Raw genomic sequence first — 17,154 nt, 5'->3', positions numbered from 1 at the left:
GGGCTTTTTCTTATGCTGGCTGCTTATCTGCCATATAGGCTGATAAAGATAGTGCCATCACCATTCGGCCGGCTCCCGCGCCGAAATAATCGGCTTCAAATCCAGCGGCCGTAAAACCGCAAGACTCATACAACTGTCGAGCTGGATTCTCTGGTGCAACCGTCAGCAGTATTCGTTTCACTTCCCGAGGTGCACGCGCAATGCCCGCCTGGATCAATTGTCGGCCAATACCTTTGCCACGAAAGTCTGGTGAGACTGCCAATGACCAAATCCAATAATCATCTGATTTAGCGGCCTTCACAGCTAATTGATACCCCACCAACTTCCCTGAAGCTGTTTTTGCCAGCATTAAGCCATCAGGCCAGCAGTCTAATACCTGCCGAAAAAAGAAATCCGGATAAATATGAGCGCCAAACACCTGTTGTTCGAGTAAAAAAACTGCCGCCAAATCTAATTTGGCGGCAGTATGTAATGAGATAAGCTGAGTCAATTAACGTCCTTCGAGTATTTTATCCCAAGCCAGCTGTGGCGAACCGACCACAATAAAATTGGGATTTTCCATGGTTTCCCGCTGATTGTAACTCAAAGGCTGTAAACGAATATCCATTAACTGGCCACCTGCTTCTTCAACTATGATCTGTGCCGCACCAGTATCCCATTCTCCCGTTGGCCCGACCCTGACATAACAATCTGCCCGGCCTTCAGCCACCAAACAGGATTTCAATGCCGCGCCGCCCATCACCACCAACTCACACTCTGTTGGTAAATGAAACAGCTTAAGCACCGACTGAGGATCCTGTCGACGACTCACCGCCAGCCTTAGCGCTGGATGAGTAGAGCGAGCAATATGATGGCTACTGATACGGCTTACACCATCCTGACTGCACTTAAAGGCGCCGCCACCAGCGACAGCGTAATAACACACATCCGCCATCGGCGCATAGACAACGCCCAATACCGGCTGGTTATGTTCAATCAGCGCAATAATTACAGAAAAATCACCGCTACCAGCAATGAACTCTCCGGTGCCATCGAGGGGATCCACTAACCAATAACGCGGCCAACGCCCCCGTTCACTCAACGCAATATCAGCGGCCTCTTCGGAGATCACCGGAATATCCGGAGTCAACGCTGCCAATCGGGACAAAATTAAGCTGTGAGAGGCCAAATCTGCAGATGTAACGGGCGTATTATCGGCCTTCATCTCTCGTTCAAAATGGCCATCTAGATATATTTCCCGGATTTTATCGCCAGCCTGACGGGCAATAGCAATAACGGACTCAAGCAATTTCTCTGGCTGCATAACCACTCCAGACATCAAAAAGGAAACGTCTTCGGCCGGATACCGAAGACAGGGGCATTACTTAAGTTTTAGATGCTTTTGTGCCAAAAACAATGCACTCACACTGCGGGATTCTGAAAAATCCGCTCTTTCCAGCAGATCCTGCCAGTCCGCCAATGGCCAACTCACCACCTCTATGGGCTCTGGCTCATCTCCCTCCAATTTACTGGGGGTGAGAGATTGCGCTAAAAAAATCTGCATGCGGCTAGCAAAATACCCCGGAGCCAAACTCAGCTCCTTCAATAAAATCAACTCGCCTGCGGCAAAGCCAATTTCTTCCTGTAACTCCCGGTTTGCCGCCTCAGCTGGCGTCTCTCCGGGATCAATTAACCCTTTAGGGAAGCCCAGTTCATAATCATGGGTACCAGCAGCATACTCCCGCCCCAGTAATAACTGCCCCTGATGAACCGGAACAATCATCACAGCGCCGCGGTTATTGCCTTTCATGCGCTCATAATAACGCTCCACCTGATTGGCAAAACGTAAATGAAGTTGCTCGATCTGAAACAAGCGGCTGCGGGCAACGACCTCGCGGTGAAGAATTTCGGGCTTTTGCCGGTGGGACATACTGGCCTCTGTAGAAAAATGTATGTATTAGCAAGTCTAAAAATGCTCTTTTAATCTTACTATTCTGCGCTTAATCCACAACCTGAATTTCCCGGCTAACTCGCGTTAAAAGGTTATGCTGGAGTAAAGCTTAAACTCAAATCACCGCGACCAGATAAAGCGAACGCGCCTTCAGGCGCGTTCGCTTTTATACTGACACTATCGCCGCTAGAGCCCCGGGACAACGCCCGCATAGCGAATAGGATAATAACCTTGAGCATCAGGTCGGCCGAGGAAAGTCAGCGCCTGTTGTAAATCTGCCGGCTGGGTAGCGGTTTCTCGAATCCGCCCTTCTAGCAGTAATTTACTGTTTTCCCCCAAAGTCGCTTTGGCTGATACGCCCAAATCATTGTCTTTTTCCGTGGTATTGAGCACCAATTGCCCCGCATCACAACTCAGCCCCAATTGGATATTCCCCAGTGGATAATGACCAAATTGGTTTTTAACACTGAGGTGATTCAAAAAGACCTTTCCTTGCAGAGCTCTACACCAAGGAAGACCTTGGGAAAACTGCGGCACAATCAGGTTGATCTCGCCACCAATTTTAGTGTGAAACGGTAGTCGAGCATTACCAATCACAAAATTATTGGGCGCTTCAAAACGCAAATCAGTAACCTGTATACCACCTAGCGACCAACTGATATGACCCTTACCACTGACAACACTGCCACGGTTGCCAAGCGTAATATCGGCCGCCAATTTACCTTGTAGCAGACTCCAGAGATCTAAATCCCAATGCAGCTGCTCGAACTGACGCTGCTGCACCACTAACGTCGCCACCTGGCCATCCCATATGGTGCCACTAATGCCGGCAACCCGAATTTGGGCTGGCAATGGTGCCAATTTCAACGCGACGGATGCAGGAAACAACGCCACCATAAATATCAGGTAGATCAACACACCCAGAAGAATTTTTTTTATCACTCAGTTTCTCACTTACAGCAAAGACTAGCGCGACACCTGAATACGACGAACCTGCACATAGCCGGGGGTATCTGTCGCCGTAATATCTAAATTGTCCAAAGACAATCCCTGCTGAACCAAATCAGAGAGGTAATCCATTAGAGAAGTAAAAGGCACATCATCTAGCCACAGCTGGATTTTATCGCCTTGAGGTTGCATCCGGGTAATTTCTAACCCGAACTTGTCAGCAGAACGGTTAACCAACGCACTGAGGCTTCCCACTGCACTACGCTTTCCGCCCGTTTGACGCAGCGCCATTATCCGACTGGCAGTTTGCTTAACATAATCAAGAGTCTGCTGTTCTGCCGCCAGATTGCGACGCGCATTTTCCTGCGCCTGACTGATTGGCGCCCAAATACCCCAATATAAAATACCCAACAGCACAACTGCCGCGGCGGCCACCAGCATCTGCTGCTCCCTTTGCGCCAGATTTCCCCACCAGAGTTTGAATTTTTCCATATCACAGACTCCTTAATGTCAAGGTACTGGTAACAGCATCATGCTTACTGTTCATCGCACCGGCACTAACATTAAACTGCTTTCCAGCTAACTCACGGAAGGTTTCAATTTCAGCATAATTTTTTGCGGTAACCTGCATGCGTAATTCACTGCGGTTACCATCAAACCTCAGACTATCCGGCTTCAAAGCCGGTACTTTGGCAAAGGCCGGGGCCAGTTTATCCAGCATGGTAAACATTTCCCCACCAGAGCCTTGCCCCTGTAATTTGTTCAGTTCGCTTTTCAGCTGAGTACGTAAATTCACAATACGCCGACTGCCGGGCACAGCCTGACGGTAAATTTGTTCACTTTGACTCTTCAAGGCCGCGCTTTGCTGCCCCAACTGATGAATATCCAGCCCTTTGTTAACCAACGCTAAAACCAACACAATACCCGCAGCAATGGCGGCATTACGCCAAAGCAGCAAGTGGCGACTGTATTCCCGCTTAGGTTGATAGCGACCACTGAGCAAGTTTACCCGGCACTCCGCCACACCACGAGCCAGTACCAACATCGGCAAATCCAATGTTTGCTCCGCCATGGTGATATCATGCTGGCGGCAAGGTAAGGCCAATTGGGTAAATGTGGCGACCCGAATGGGATCATCCAGCCCATCGGCCAGCTTAGGTAACACCACAGCTAGCCAATCCATCGGAATGCTATGCCCGCCACCGGATGAGGTCCGCAGCAAACAATCGGCACCAAACTGCATCGCTGACCATTGGCAATCGGCGACCTGTGGCAATGCCAAGCAATCCGGTACAATAACCCGGGGCTGCAACTGAGCTTGCTGCAACCACTCCAGCCATAGTGTCATTTGCTCATGGCTCACAGCCACAACATTCAGTTGCTCACCTTCTCGTTCGCCAACCACAAAATGCATCTGCTCAACATTATCAACCAGCTCTTCTTCTAGCATAAAGGGCAAGGCTTTCAGTGCCTGTCGTTGTCCTTTTTCTGGCAAGGTGACCTGGGTCATCGCCAGCGCAGAGCTGCAGACCAGCACATCCACAGGCCGGTTACCCGCCCGCTCAGTTAAACTGCCCAGCTCACCGGCATTAGCCAGCTCACCGGAGGCGATAATTTCCTGCTCCTGCGCTGACCAAACCAACCAACTACATGGCTGTTCATAGGTATTACCCAACCGGATAAATAACCGTTCAATCACACTGATTCTCCATCAGCCCCGGGCAGAGTCCGCCTTGGGCTTATGCTGTTCTGTTTTATTCTGTCCGCCAAACTGCCGGGCGATAACCCTGAATTGGCCATTATTATTCTGCAGCACACTGTCCATACGAAATACGGCAGTATCCACTTTGGCCGCGGCCTGCAGCAGGAAATATTTGCTGTCGACCCCGATACTGGATTTCAGTTGAGCATCCAGATTACTGTCCAAATTAGCGGCGGTCCAAAAATCCTCAACCTTGGCATAACCTGCTGCAGGGCGCTGATTCAACAGACTTTCAGCTTCCCCCACAGAGACCTTATTATCCAACATTCCCGCCAGTAGCGCCGCATGCTCCGGCGCTAAGGTATTAACATTCAATACTTGCTGATTATTACCCGGAATCACACAAATGTAGGGATCCAGCACCTTGTATATCTGCTGGGTAAACCCCATCACCGCCCGGAGCTCAGATTTATCATTCATCAGCGTATTGGCAGCCCGATAAGGTACAGTCCGAGATTCATATTCAGCATCTTCAGCACCAAACGGGCTGGTGACCGTATCTTCATCTAAATAATCTTTCAGGGTCTGACTTAACGACTCTGCCGCAAAGTCATCCATTCCCAACGCCACCAGCAAGGCTTTAAACTGTCGCACCGCTAATGGCATTTTCAATTGGCCTGTTTTTTCATCCTCAGTCGCGGGTTGAGACAAGGCATTTAAATTAAAGCAGCTACGCATATCAGAAATATTGCCACCTATTTCCCCTTCATCAGCCGGGAAGATCACATCTGCCTGGGCCCAATACTGCTGAAGATGTACGGTATTATCGGCATCCTTCATATCCTGACGCAGCACTTTTTCAGCTAATTGCTCCGCACTCATGGCATACCAATAAGCCTGATCATACTGCGCCAAATTCAGCGTCCGACGCATTGCTAACTGATTACGGCCGGTTATATCCACCGCTAACGCAGCGATAATGGCCACGATTAGCAGCACGACCAACAACGCAACACCGGTTTGTTTATTACGCCCCATGTTGGTTATCCCCGCCCCGGGATAAGTCCCGGCTCTCTTGGTGCCCCCGGAATAGGTGGAGGCCCATTGCCAGGTTCACCATTTCCAGGTGTGCGCCCATCCGGCGCGCCACGATCGTCGCCATCCCTGCCTGGCTGATCATTACCGCCACTTTCTGGCGTAACACTCCCCAGCTCAGGCAACAGGAATTTACGTTCAATTCGCCCCAAATGCTCCAGTTCAATATCCACAGCAATCGCTTGAGGCATAGTGGTACCATCGACCTGACGCTGCCAACTGCCATTAATAAAAAAGGCATATTTCACTTCTAGCACACCGGTCATCAACACCGTCTTGATGGGCTCAGCCCCTAATTCGGGATCTGGATAGGGGAAATACCAACGTTCCAGCCGATCTTCAACCTGCACATAAGCAACCGCCTGAATACTGCCCCGGGGGAGCATCCCCTCTGGGTTAAGCCAGCCAAGCCGAAAAAACGACAACCCATCAGACTGAGAATCAAGCAAATGGGGGCCGGCCTGAAAAAGCGCCTTACTGCGGCCGCCTTCCAATAATCTCGGCGTCCGCCCAACCATCTGCCCCAAATCCCGCTGCATAATACCAACACCTTGCTGCAACGCCTTTAGCCGTGCAGCAAACTGCTTAGTGACCTCATCATTAGTCATTACCGTCTGCAACACCGCATTCGCGGCTAGCCCTAACATGGCAAAAATAGCAATGGCAATCAGCATCTCTAACAGGGTAAATCCCCGGCTAGCATTACTCTTTACGTGCCACATAACTGCTTACCTGGGCATTAACCCGCTTAAATCTGTCATCTTCACTGACACTGATCCGTATCATACGAAAATCTTTATCGGCAGTTTTCACAATCTCCCGCCGCCAGTACCAGGTTTTACCGGCCAATTCTTCTTTACCTTCCGTTTTTCCCAGTGCAGGGAAAGCAGGTAGTAATCGGGCATCTACCATCTGGTTATCCGCAACCCACTGCGCCAGCGTGCGTTGTTCTAACACAGGCATATTACTCATCATCTCGCCCAAACTCTTAGTGATAGACACAGCTGCAATCGCAAAAATCATCAGTGCAACCATCACCTCCAGCAGTGTCATCCCCTGGGCATATTGGTACTGAGCTAATCGCAGCTTAACGCCCATCCTGCTCATCCGGCCTCCCCAAGGTCATCTGGCCCAGCGCATTACCCACAACCAGTACTTCGGCATCTTGGCCATCATGACTTTTATGAAAAAAGGTCAGCTCAAATGCCGTCATTTCTCCACTTGGGAACAACATAATTTGCGGCGTTTGTAATGCTTTATCTTCCGGCTGACTCAGCTCCGTCTCCGCCTCTTCAAACGGCTGCTCAAATAAAGTGTCATCCTGCTCATCTTCCTGGGTCAAAGGTAACCCCTCAACCACCAAGCTCAGAGAGGTATCGCTATCAAACTCCCGCTTTGCTAGCAAACGGTCATTTTTCAGCGGAACCCATTTATCCTCTTTACGCAGCACAAATTCATAGCTGTGATCATCAACCACCACCCCGACAAATTGACCATTGAGCACAACCTCATCAAGCACCATTTCAGTGGCAGAGATAAATTGTCTGGCACTACGCTCCAGTTCCTGTTTTGGACCAGAGCCCCCCATCGATAGGGTGACAGCAGCAGCCGCCAGTCCCATCAGCAGTACTACCAGCAATACTTCTAGCAATGTAAAGCCGGGCTGGCGTGACCATCGCATCATTACTGGAAGCTCTGCAGATTCCAGTTGCCAATATCATCTTCTGTTCCCGGCTGACCATCAGGGCCGGCACTGAAAATATCAATTTTGCCGTTTTCGCCTGGGCTTAACAGCAAATAAGCATTACGCCACGGATCCTGAGGCAGACGTTTTACATAACCACCATCACGGTAGTTGCGAGGCTCAGGAGAGATACTTGGCTTCTGCACCAGCGCTTCAAGCCCCTGCTCAGTGCTGGGATAAACCCCATTATCAAGCTTGTACATATCCATAGCGTTTTCCAACGCCACAATATCGGAAACGGCTTTTTGCTGATCCGCTTTATCTTTATTTCCCATCAGGTTAGGCACCACCATAGAAGCCAGGATCCCCAAAATAACAATCACCACCATGACTTCCAGCAGGGTAAAACCTTGTTGTCTGTTACGCCTTTGCATTTACTACTTCTCCTAAAAACGATCCCGGCAGGATCGGCATTGCATTGCTGCGGGATATCCCCCGCCAAAATTTGATTTCCGCGTAGGCCGCATTATGTGCGCCCTTACGCAATAAGACCGTCATCCGCTGATCATATTATTCAGCGCCAAAATCGGCTGCAAAATTGCCAATACGATAAACAGTACAACCCCAGCCATAGACACCACCAGCAAGGGTTCAAAAACCCCTAAGGCAATATTGACGTTAGACTCAAACTCGCGGTCTTGGTTATCGGCTGCCCGTTCCAGCATCTGCTCTAACTCGCCACTTTTTTCCCCGGAGCTGATCATATACAACATCATGGCTGGAAATAGCTTCGTATTGGCTAACGCTGAGCCTAAACTGGTCCCTTCTCGCACTCGCGCTGTGGCTTCTTCCACCGCCTGTTTTACCCGCACATTTTGCAGCACATCACTGGCAATACGCATTCCGTCAAGTAATGGCACTGAACTGGCCGATAAAATACTTAAGGTGCGAGCAAACCGGGCAGTGTTTAACCCCTTACTGACTTTACCCACCACAGGCATCTTCAGCAGTACCGTATGGTATTTCATCCGGTATGCAGGATTGTTCATCAAACGCTTAAACAGCGCGACCAGCACAAAAATAAGCCCGATAACAATCAATCCAAAGTGCTGAACAAAGTCTGAGCTAGCAATCAGTAATTGAGTCGTCCAAGGAAGTTCCTGCCCCATATGCTGAAACTGCCCCACCACTTTTGGCACTACAGCAGCCAACAGCACGGCAATCACCCCAATCGCAACAGTAGTGAGCACCACAGGGTAGATCATCGCCTGGGCCATCTTAGTTTTTAGCTGTTGGCGTCTTTCGGTGTAATCAGCCAAACGGTTCAACACCACGTCCAAATGGCCAGATTGTTCTCCTGAGGCCACCATTGCCCGGTATAGATCATCAAAGATATGGGGGAACTCGGCCATAGAATCAGCCAACGAATAGCCTTCTACCACCCGAGAGCGCACCGCCATGATCATGGAAGCCAAGCGGTCTTTTTCACACTGCTGCCCTACGGCCTTCAATGCTTCTTCTACGGGTAAACCGGCAGCAACTAAGGTTGCAATCTGCCGAGTCAACAGTGCCAACTCTGCCACAGAAATTTTCCGTTTAAACAGAGTAAAACCACCACTTGTCCGGCTTTCTTTTTCCACCACCGGCTGAATATCCAGCGGCATTAACTGCTGATCCCGCAACTGCGAGCGAGCATGACGGGCAGTATCGGCCTCAATCACCCCTTTGCTCTGCTTGCCCTGCCGGTCAAGCGCTTTATATTCAAACGCCGGCATGTGTTATTCCTCCCGGGTGACCCGCAGTACTTCTTCCAGGGTCGTAATACCGGCCCGAACTTTTACCATACCGTCATAACGAATACTTGGGGTGTGCTGGCGAATATATTTCTCAATCGCCAATTCCCCGCGGCCAGCATGGATCAGTTCACGAACTTGATCATCCACCACCAGCAACTCATGGATACCAGTACGGCCACGGTAACCGTTATTACCACAGGCTTTACAGCCAACAGCACGATAAATCGGGCTGTTATCATCCGCTGTCATTCCCAGTAATTCCCGCTCCCGGCTATCAGGAATATGAGCTTCCTTACACTCATTACACAGGGTGCGGATAAGTCGCTGGGCCAATACCCCCAATAAACTGGAGGACACCAAGAAGGGTTCAACCCCCATGTCTTGCAAACGGGTAATCGCCCCAGAGGCCGTATTGGTATGCAATGTTGAAATCACTAAGTGACCGGTAAGCGAAGCTTGCACCGCTATCTGGGCTGTTTCCAAATCTCGGATTTCCCCAATCATCACCACATCAGGATCTTGACGTAAAATTGCCCGTAACCCTCGAGCAAATGTCATATCCACCTTAGTATTCACCTGAGTCTGACCGATGCCATCCAGCTCATATTCAATAGGATCTTCTACGGTCAAAATATTGGTGTCTTTGGTGTTAATCTCTGTCAGCCCCGCATAAAGCGTGGTACTTTTACCCGACCCCGTGGGGCCGGTCACCAAAATGATGCCATGGGGCTTGCGGATCAGCTCATCAAATTGCTGCCGCACTGATGCAGTCATCCCCAACTGGGTTAAATCCAAATTACCGGCATTTTTATCTAGCAAACGCAATACAACCCGTTCACCATGGCTTGATGGCATCGTCGATACCCGCACATCGACTGCTCGCCCACCAATGCGCAGTGAAATACGGCCATCTTGCGGTACGCGTTTTTCCGCAATGTCCAATCTGGCCATGACTTTAATACGCGACACCAGCAGGGATGACAATTTACGGTTGGGCCTCAGCACTTCTTTGAGCACCCCATCCACCCTAAAACGTACTACCAGCTGTTTTTCATAGGTTTCAATATGGATATCAGAAGCTTCTTCTTTGATAGCCTCTGATAACAGAGCGTTGATCAGCCGAATAATCGGTGCATCATCATCCCCTTCCAGCAGATCCTCGGTCTCAGGAAGCTCTTCGGCCAAAGTAAACAGATCCATCTCATTACCAATATCTTCCATCAGCTGCTGAGCTTCTGAAGAATTAGCCTGATAGGTTTGAGTCAACCGGGTTTCAAACTGGCTTTGATCCAATTTAACCAAAGGCAACCTGTGACCAGCAAAGCGGCGTACTTCTAACAAGGCTTCAACCGGCGTGTCTTCGGTATAGTACAAGGTCAGCGGCTCATTCTCCCCGCGAGCGAGCACCAAACCGTATCGGCGGGCAAATGCGAAGGGTAATCTGTCCTTACTGGTAACAGCGAAGACTTCATCAGCCTGAGCCTCAACGTCCAGCCCCAGCTCTGTGCTCATAGCAGCCAAATCCGTTGCCTGAGCCTGTTCAGATAATACTTGCTGCTCACTCATGCTCATGGCCGGCATCTTTCTGTTTATTCTTTTCCAAAGTTTTCAGCGTGGAGTCCGTCTTGCGCATCTTGGTATCCAGACCACGCCCCTCTTTATAACGCTCAAGAATATCATTCACTTCCGGTGCCAAATATTCTGCTTGATTCCACTGTTCCAATACCGGTACTTGTGTATTTGGCATTAAATTCACCCCGCGCTCCTGCTGCTCTAATTGCAGCGCGCGGAAATAATTGTATTTACGGCCAGCAATACCTTCCATGGTGACGCCATCACGGATGATAGTGGGCTTAATAAACACCATCAGGTTCTTTTTCTTTTTGCCACTGGAGGAAGACTTAAATAAATGGCCAATAATCGGAATATCGCCAAGGAAAGGGACTTTTTGCACGCTTTCCTGCACTTCTTCATTAATCAGTCCACCCAGCACCACAATCTGACCCGAATCGGCCATCACAGTCGTGGTTAAACGTCGGGTAGCAAAGGTCACATCAACCCCAGTTTTACCATTAATACCAGACACTTCCTGCTCAATCGTCAGCTTAACGGAAGTCCCTTCATTGATCTGCGGGATCACTTTCAGCTTCACCCCCACTTCTTTACGTTCCACCGTCTGGAACGGATTAGAGTTACCATTGGATGAGTTCTGAGCCCCAGTCAGCACCGGCACTTCATCACCGACAATGAAGGAGGCTTCTTGGTTATCTAGCGTGGTAATAGAAGGGGTAGCTAACACGTTGGAGTTAGTGTCACTGGACACAGCTTGCATCAACGCGCCAAAATCTCCCATTGTCACGCCCCATGCCATACCACTGACTTTACCCAACGCCTGAGCCAACAGAGTAATATCACCGGGAGTGTCAGGATTTTGGCCAATCACTTTGCCATCATTAGGGTTAGTGATAAAAGTGCCTTCCTTTGGTCGAGCATTCCAGATGCCGGCACCAATCTCACCAATAGTCGGGCCCAGATTATTAAATTGAGTACCACCACCGGCCTCAGTACCCCACTGAATACCAAACCCAACATCATCACCTTCTGCCACTTCCACAATAATGGCTTCAACCAACACCTGAGCGCGGCGAATATCCAATTGGTTAATCACACTTTCCAGTGTGCGCATCTGATCAGGATCGGCGCTGATCACCAAGGCATTGGTTTCAACGTGGGCCATGATATTAATTTTACTGTCACGCCCACCGCTGCGGCTTTTCCCACCATCTTTGTTTTCTTCCAGTTTTTCAGCAAAACCTGTCAGTACTTTTTCCAAATCTTCTGCATTGGCATACCGCAGATAACGCACCTTGGTATTGCCGTTACTGGCCTGCTCTTCATCCAACTTGTGGATCAATGAAACCACTCGGTCCCGGCTTTTTTCATCACCACTGACAATCACAGCGTTAATGCGTTCATCCGCTACAATCTTAGGAGCTTGCCCGGGCATCTGCGCCTGATTACCGCTGGAGCGATACAAGGATTCAACGATACGGACAATTTCCCCAGCAGAAGCATGTTTAAGATTAACGACTTGGGTAGACACATCCCCTTGCTTATCGACCCGACGAACAATATCCACCAACTTATTGACCACCGCAGCGCGGCCAGTAATCATCAACACATTAGAAGGGTCATAATTGACCACATTACCGCCGCCGGCATTATCATTTAACTGCCTGAGCAAAGGTGCTAATTGCTTCGCCTCAGTGTTATACAGCGCGACGATACGAGTGACCATTTCATCACCCAATCCTGGGTGCTTATCATCCGCAACCCGAATATTTGCTACCTTGGCATCTTTATCCTTCACCACTTTAAGGATATTGTTTTCCATCTCGACCACGGCATAGCCATACACCTGCAAGACATTAAGGAAAAATTGGTAATACTGCTCATCATTGAGCAGATCATAACTACGCACATTAATCTTGCCGCGGATACTGGGATCCACAATGATGGTCTTATCCAGATTTTTACCAACAATATTGATAAATTCTTGAATATCTGTGCCCTTAAAGTTTGCCGCATATTGTTCAGACCAGGCAGGTTGCGCCATAAAAGCAGCGCCTGCGACCACAGTGGCTATCAGGCTGCGCCGAAAACCCTTTTTTTTCATTATCATTTCCCCTGCATCCCTAATCAGTGCTGCGGCAAACTGAATAAAATTTCTACTAACTGCCCATGCCGCTCGACAGTGACGGATACATCACTCAGGTTGGGCAATTGCGACATAACTTCAATAGATTGCGCCATATCAGTAAGATCATAGCCATTAATCGATGTCGCCAAATCGTTGGGCCGGAAACCGGCCGCTTTAAATAAACCGGGATCTTTCCCCGGATTTAGCCTATAACCAACAACTTCACCATTTTGTCTCACTGGAGAAATGGCAATGAAGTCAGTAATTTTACCTGGATCTTCCAATAATAAATCCCGTGAGTACTCGAGCTCTTCGCTCACTCTTTCATTATGGCGCTGATCAACTTTATGCACCTTGGCATGCTGTAACTGATGATTAGCACCAGACTCTGTGGTATATGGCATGCCATCTAGCATCAATGTCTCATAACGACCACTATTCGCCAAAATAACCCTATCGGCATAAACTTCTTTCAAAGATGCTGATGTTCCTTTAATTTTATCACCTAAACCATAGGTATCCTGCATTCCCCGAGATTCAATTACTGCGAGACCTTTTTGTTCCGCAGTAGAAGCAACCACCCCAGTTAACTGAATAGAAAGGCTAGTTTTTGGGGCATCCGTTATCATTTCAGCAACTGGCGCTGGTTTTGGTAACTTATCTTTGGCATTCGCTTGACCAAACAGCGCTAATTTGTGCAACGCATCGAGCGAAATACTCTGGGACGAGGGCGAAGTGGAACCCGCAGCAATAGGCTGCCACGGTAGCTGAGATTCAGATACAGGAACTAATTTCCAACTGATTTCAGCAACAAGATACAACGCAACAATAGCAGCGACCACCAAGGCCAACTTACTGAGAGTTTGTTGCGGGATCCCTGCAGCTTTAGACAAGACTTTTTGTAATAAATCCATATTCATTGGACCAGTGTAGGCCTCTATTCCGCTGATGTGTCAGGAAAAACCTGCCCATGCTACCCCAGGGGCCATGATGCAACAAGTGAGTAACACCCTCGGAGTTGGCTAAAAATCATCAATTATGTTAACTTTGTCAGCCTACAAGCCGCAGACTCAACCCAGTTAACTGTTAACTTTTTGTGGCAATTTTTCAACCTGGTCAGTGCCGGGTGACACTTTCCAAGCTTCCATCCGTTGTTATCGGCCGGAGACCTTATGACCCAAACTCAGGATGCACCCAAGGCTGTCCGCTTGGACAAATGGCTGTGGGCTGCCCGCTTTTATAAAACCCGAGCCATTGCTAAAGAAATGATCAATGGTGGTAAAGTACATTACAACGGCCAGCGCCCCAAATCCAGCCGCAACGCAGAAGTTGGCGCCATTATCAGATTACGACAGGGTTATGATGAAAAAGAGGTCATAATCAAGCAGCTGAGTGAGCAAAGACGAGGTGCGGCTGAGGCACAAAAACTCTACGACGAAACCGAAATAAGCATTCAAAAACGTGAATTGAATGCTGAAGCTCGACGGCTGAATATTCTACAGAATCCCGCTCCGGAGCATAAACCGGACAAAAAACAGCGTCGAACTATTATCCGCTTTAAAGAAATGTAAATGTGAGACAACTCATGAGCAAAGATAACCTATACCGTTACCTGTTCGAAAACGCTGATGTGCGCGGTGAACTGGTACAACTGGAACAAAGCTTCCAACACATTGCCAATACCCATGATTACCCAGTAGCAATCAAAGGCCTATTGGGGGAATTGTTAGCGGCCACATCACTGTTAACTGCTACTTTGAAATTCAATGGTGATATTGCTATTCAGCTACAAGGCGATGGCCCAGTCTCTCTAGCTGTGATCAATGGTAATAACGATCAACAAATGCGTGGAGTGGCTCGTTTTAGTCAAACTCCAGCCGATAACGCTAGCCTGGCGGATATGTTCGGGAAAGGGTATATGGTCATTACCCTGACCCCGGATGAAGGTGAACGTTATCAAGGAGTCGTGGCTCTGGATAAGCCAACGCTAGCTGAATGCTTGGAAGAATATTTCGCTCAATCAGAACAATTACCAACTCGTATCTGGCTATTCACTAGTACCGAAAAAGCCGCGGGCATCATGCTGCAGGTGTTACCAAGTGAAACAGAAAATCACGAATTTGAGCATCTGAGTCAACTGACCGCCACGATTAAGGCTGAAGAACTACTAGAACTGGATGCAGAGGAAGTACTGCACCGCTTGTATCACCAAGAAGAAGTGCGCCTATTTGATCCTATCCCGGTAACCTTCAAGTGCACCTGCTCCAGAGAGCGCAGCGCAGCAGCCATTCGCACTGTCGATAAAGCTGAAATTGAGGCTATTTTGGCAGAAACCGGCAATATCGAAATGGGTTGCGAATACTGCAACAGTAAATATATTTTTGATGCTATTGATATTGAAGGCATTTATGCCAATCAAGCAGCGCCACAAACCCAGCAATAATTGAAGATTACACCTAAAAAATAGCGGACATTTCAGTCCGCTATTTTTTTATCCCGCCCCAATACGCAAATAACACCCATTTTCAACTTACATAAAAAACACCATTAAGTTACAATCCCGCTACAGACACCTGTCCGACATTTTGCTCTGTGCGCTTAACTCGGTAAAAGGTCTAATAATTACAGCAAATGACAGGGTCCGGCCATACAGGTCACTGGAATAAGACTGCTAACCCACTCACTTCGACATGGAGACACACTTATGGCGGACGGAGCTCACCGCGTACATAAGAATCTAACCACTGCCGCACTGTACGAAATTGCCCTAGCCCGGGGAGAAGCCCAACTGACTGCCAATGGGGCGTTGGTCACCCGCACAGGGGAGCGGACAGGACGCTCTCCTAATGACAGATTTATCGTTGATGAACCCAGCAGCAGTGCAGATATTGACTGGGGCAACATCAACCGTCCTTTCGCTATGGATAAATTCAATGCGCTATGGCAACGGGTCAGCTCTTATCTGGCAGATAAAGCCATCTTTGTGTCCGAATTGGAAGTCGGAGCCGATCCTGAGCACTATCTCCCAGTTCAGGTCACCACCGAATATGCTTGGCACCAAATCTTTGCCCGCAACCTGTTTATTCAGCCCCAACAGTACAACCAGGCAGATAAACCACAATGGCAAATTATGAATGCTCCTGGTTTTATCTGTGAGCCAGAGCGTGATGGCACCCATTCAGAAGCCGCAGTCATCATTAATTTTGCCGAGCGAAAAGTGCTACTGGCGGGATTGAAGTATGCCGGCGAAATGAAAAAATCCATGTTTTCAGTACAAAACTTCCTGTTGCCGGCCAAAGGCGTACTACCGATGCATTGTTCCGCCAATGTTGGTACGCAGGGAGATACAACCTTATTCTTTGGCCTGTCAGGCACAGGCAAAACCACCTTATCAGCTGACCCTAAGCGGTTCTTAATTGGGGATGATGAACATGGCTGGGCATCGGGTGGTGTCTTTAATATTGAAGGGGGCTGCTATGCAAAATGTATTGATCTCAGCCAAAAAAATGAGCCGGTGATTTGGGATGCCATTCGCTTTGGTACCGTACTGGAAAATGTGGTACTGGACGATAACCATCAGCCGGATTACCACAATACCAGCCTGACGGAAAACACCCGGGCCGCATACCCTCTTGCTCATATTAGCAGTCGGATTGAAGCCAACCGAGGCGCTGAGCCCAATGCCGTGGTATTTCTCACCTGTGATGTCTCCGGCGTATTACCGCCGGTTGCCAAATTAAGCAAAGAGCAAGCGGCTTACCACTTCTTATCCGGCTACACCGCGAAAGTTGGCTCCACCGAAATGGGCAGTACCGCAGCCATCCAATCTACCTTCTCAACCTGTTTCGGTGCACCATTTTTCCCCCGCCCTGCAGGGGTCTATGCTGAATTACTGATGAAGCGCATAGAATCATTTGGCAGTCAGGTTTATCTGGTCAACACCGGCTGGACTGGTGGGCCTTATGGAACAGGAAAACGGTTTGATATTCCGGTAACCCGCGCCATTATTGATGCCATCGTGTCGGGGCAACTAGCTGATGTAGACACTGAGCATCTTGCGGTGCTGAACTTGGATATCCCCACTCAAATCCCCGGCGTTGATAGTCAATTACTCAATCCAGCCAACACGTGGCAGGATAAAAACGCATACAGCGAATATGCGGCTAAATTGGCTAAAGCGTTCAATGATAACTTTGCGAAATATCAGGTACCAGATTCTATTCGTAATGCCGGCCCCAAAGGGCAATAAGGTTCTTTCAGTAATACAAAAAATGGCTCCAGTGCTATCCTGCACTGGAG

The 17,154-nt window shown here is 48.9% G+C and carries 18 protein-coding genes; 3 read left to right on the top strand and 15 right to left on the bottom strand.

Annotated features, from left to right (window positions below):
* Positions 1 to 10: 10 nt before the first annotated feature.
* The 15 genes from NFHSH190041_RS00560 to gspC form a co-directional block, all read right to left on the bottom strand.
* Positions 11 to 490 (bottom strand): GNAT family N-acetyltransferase, encoded by a 480-nt coding sequence (locus NFHSH190041_RS00560; protein ID WP_261923398.1) that lies wholly within the window; start codon positions 488 to 490, stop codon positions 11 to 13.
* Entirely contained in the window at positions 491 to 1,303 is an 813-nt protein-coding gene (gene cysQ / locus NFHSH190041_RS00555) for a 3'(2'),5'-bisphosphate nucleotidase CysQ (RefSeq protein WP_261923397.1), read from the bottom strand.
* A gap of 57 nt (positions 1,304 to 1,360) precedes the next feature.
* Positions 1,361 to 1,909, bottom strand: coding sequence for an ADP compounds hydrolase NudE (gene nudE, locus NFHSH190041_RS00550; protein ID WP_261923396.1), 549 nt, complete (start codon positions 1,907 to 1,909; stop codon positions 1,361 to 1,363).
* Between the two features lie 207 nt (positions 1,910 to 2,116).
* On the bottom strand, positions 2,117 to 2,827 hold the full coding sequence (locus NFHSH190041_RS00545) for a type II secretion system protein N (RefSeq protein WP_261924994.1): 711 nt from the start codon (positions 2,825 to 2,827) through the stop codon (positions 2,117 to 2,119).
* A 69-nt stretch (positions 2,828 to 2,896) separates the two neighbouring features.
* Positions 2,897 to 3,370 carry a type II secretion system protein M gene (locus NFHSH190041_RS00540; protein ID WP_261923395.1) on the bottom strand — a complete coding sequence of 158 codons (474 nt, stop codon included), beginning with the start codon at positions 3,368 to 3,370 and terminating at the stop codon, positions 2,897 to 2,899.
* Between the two features lies 1 nt (position 3,371).
* Entirely contained in the window at positions 3,372 to 4,577 is a 1,206-nt protein-coding gene (gene gspL / locus NFHSH190041_RS00535; RefSeq protein ID WP_261923394.1) for a type II secretion system protein GspL, read from the bottom strand.
* A 12-nt stretch (positions 4,578 to 4,589) separates the two neighbouring features.
* Positions 4,590 to 5,618 (bottom strand): type II secretion system minor pseudopilin GspK, encoded by a 1,029-nt coding sequence (gene gspK, locus NFHSH190041_RS00530; protein WP_261923393.1) that lies wholly within the window; start codon positions 5,616 to 5,618, stop codon positions 4,590 to 4,592.
* A gap of 5 nt (positions 5,619 to 5,623) precedes the next feature.
* Positions 5,624 to 6,397 carry a type II secretion system minor pseudopilin GspJ gene (gspJ, locus tag NFHSH190041_RS00525; RefSeq protein WP_261923392.1) on the bottom strand — a complete coding sequence of 258 codons (774 nt, stop codon included), beginning with the start codon at positions 6,395 to 6,397 and terminating at the stop codon, positions 5,624 to 5,626.
* On the bottom strand, positions 6,378 to 6,773 hold the full coding sequence (gspI, locus tag NFHSH190041_RS00520) for a type II secretion system minor pseudopilin GspI (protein WP_261924993.1): 396 nt from the start codon (positions 6,771 to 6,773) through the stop codon (positions 6,378 to 6,380). The genes gspJ and gspI overlap by 20 nt, the downstream gene beginning before the upstream one ends.
* Complete coding sequence (gspH, locus tag NFHSH190041_RS00515) at positions 6,763 to 7,356, bottom strand: type II secretion system minor pseudopilin GspH (RefSeq protein ID WP_261924992.1); 594 nt, start codon at positions 7,354 to 7,356, stop codon at positions 6,763 to 6,765. The genes gspI and gspH overlap by 11 nt, the downstream gene beginning before the upstream one ends.
* Before the next feature lie 2 nt (positions 7,357 to 7,358).
* Positions 7,359 to 7,793, bottom strand: coding sequence for a type II secretion system major pseudopilin GspG (gene gspG, locus NFHSH190041_RS00510; protein WP_261923391.1), 435 nt, complete (start codon positions 7,791 to 7,793; stop codon positions 7,359 to 7,361).
* Positions 7,794 to 7,913: 120 nt separating this feature from the next.
* Positions 7,914 to 9,134, bottom strand: a complete 1,221-nt coding sequence (gene gspF / locus NFHSH190041_RS00505; protein WP_261923390.1) for a type II secretion system inner membrane protein GspF — start codon at positions 9,132 to 9,134, stop codon at positions 7,914 to 7,916.
* A gap of 3 nt (positions 9,135 to 9,137) precedes the next feature.
* Positions 9,138 to 10,721, bottom strand: coding sequence for a type II secretion system ATPase GspE (gene gspE, locus NFHSH190041_RS00500; RefSeq protein WP_261924991.1), 1,584 nt, complete (start codon positions 10,719 to 10,721; stop codon positions 9,138 to 9,140).
* The gene (gene gspD, locus NFHSH190041_RS00495) at positions 10,714 to 12,831 is read right to left on the bottom strand and encodes a type II secretion system secretin GspD (protein ID WP_315972955.1); all 2,118 of its coding nucleotides are present in this window, start codon (positions 12,829 to 12,831) and stop codon (positions 10,714 to 10,716) included. The genes gspE and gspD overlap by 8 nt, the downstream gene beginning before the upstream one ends.
* A gap of 23 nt (positions 12,832 to 12,854) precedes the next feature.
* Positions 12,855 to 13,769 carry a type II secretion system protein GspC gene (gene gspC, locus NFHSH190041_RS00490; protein ID WP_261923388.1) on the bottom strand — a complete coding sequence of 305 codons (915 nt, stop codon included), beginning with the start codon at positions 13,767 to 13,769 and terminating at the stop codon, positions 12,855 to 12,857.
* A 258-nt stretch (positions 13,770 to 14,027) separates the two neighbouring features.
* On the opposite strand from gspC, the gene hslR reads away from it, so the two are divergent.
* The 3 genes from hslR to NFHSH190041_RS00475 all read left to right on the top strand — a co-directional run bounded on the left by hslR (position 14,028) and on the right by NFHSH190041_RS00475 (position 17,104).
* Complete coding sequence (gene hslR, locus NFHSH190041_RS00485) at positions 14,028 to 14,426, top strand: ribosome-associated heat shock protein Hsp15 (RefSeq protein WP_261923387.1); 399 nt, start codon at positions 14,028 to 14,030, stop codon at positions 14,424 to 14,426.
* Positions 14,427 to 14,440: 14 nt separating this feature from the next.
* On the top strand, positions 14,441 to 15,298 hold the full coding sequence (gene hslO / locus NFHSH190041_RS00480; protein WP_261923386.1) for an Hsp33 family molecular chaperone HslO: 858 nt from the start codon (positions 14,441 to 14,443) through the stop codon (positions 15,296 to 15,298).
* A gap of 261 nt (positions 15,299 to 15,559) precedes the next feature.
* Positions 15,560 to 17,104: a phosphoenolpyruvate carboxykinase gene (locus tag NFHSH190041_RS00475; RefSeq protein WP_261923385.1), complete on the top strand. Its 1,545-nt coding sequence runs from the start codon at positions 15,560 to 15,562 to the stop codon at positions 17,102 to 17,104.
* Positions 17,105 to 17,154 lie beyond the last annotated feature (50 nt).

The sequence above is a fragment of the Shewanella sp. NFH-SH190041 genome, from assembly GCF_024363255.1.
In the GTDB taxonomy this organism is placed as follows: domain Bacteria; phylum Pseudomonadota; class Gammaproteobacteria; order Enterobacterales; family Shewanellaceae; genus Shewanella.
The sequence above is the reverse complement of the archived record's forward strand: the minus strand, read 5'-3'. Positions and strand labels throughout refer to the sequence as shown.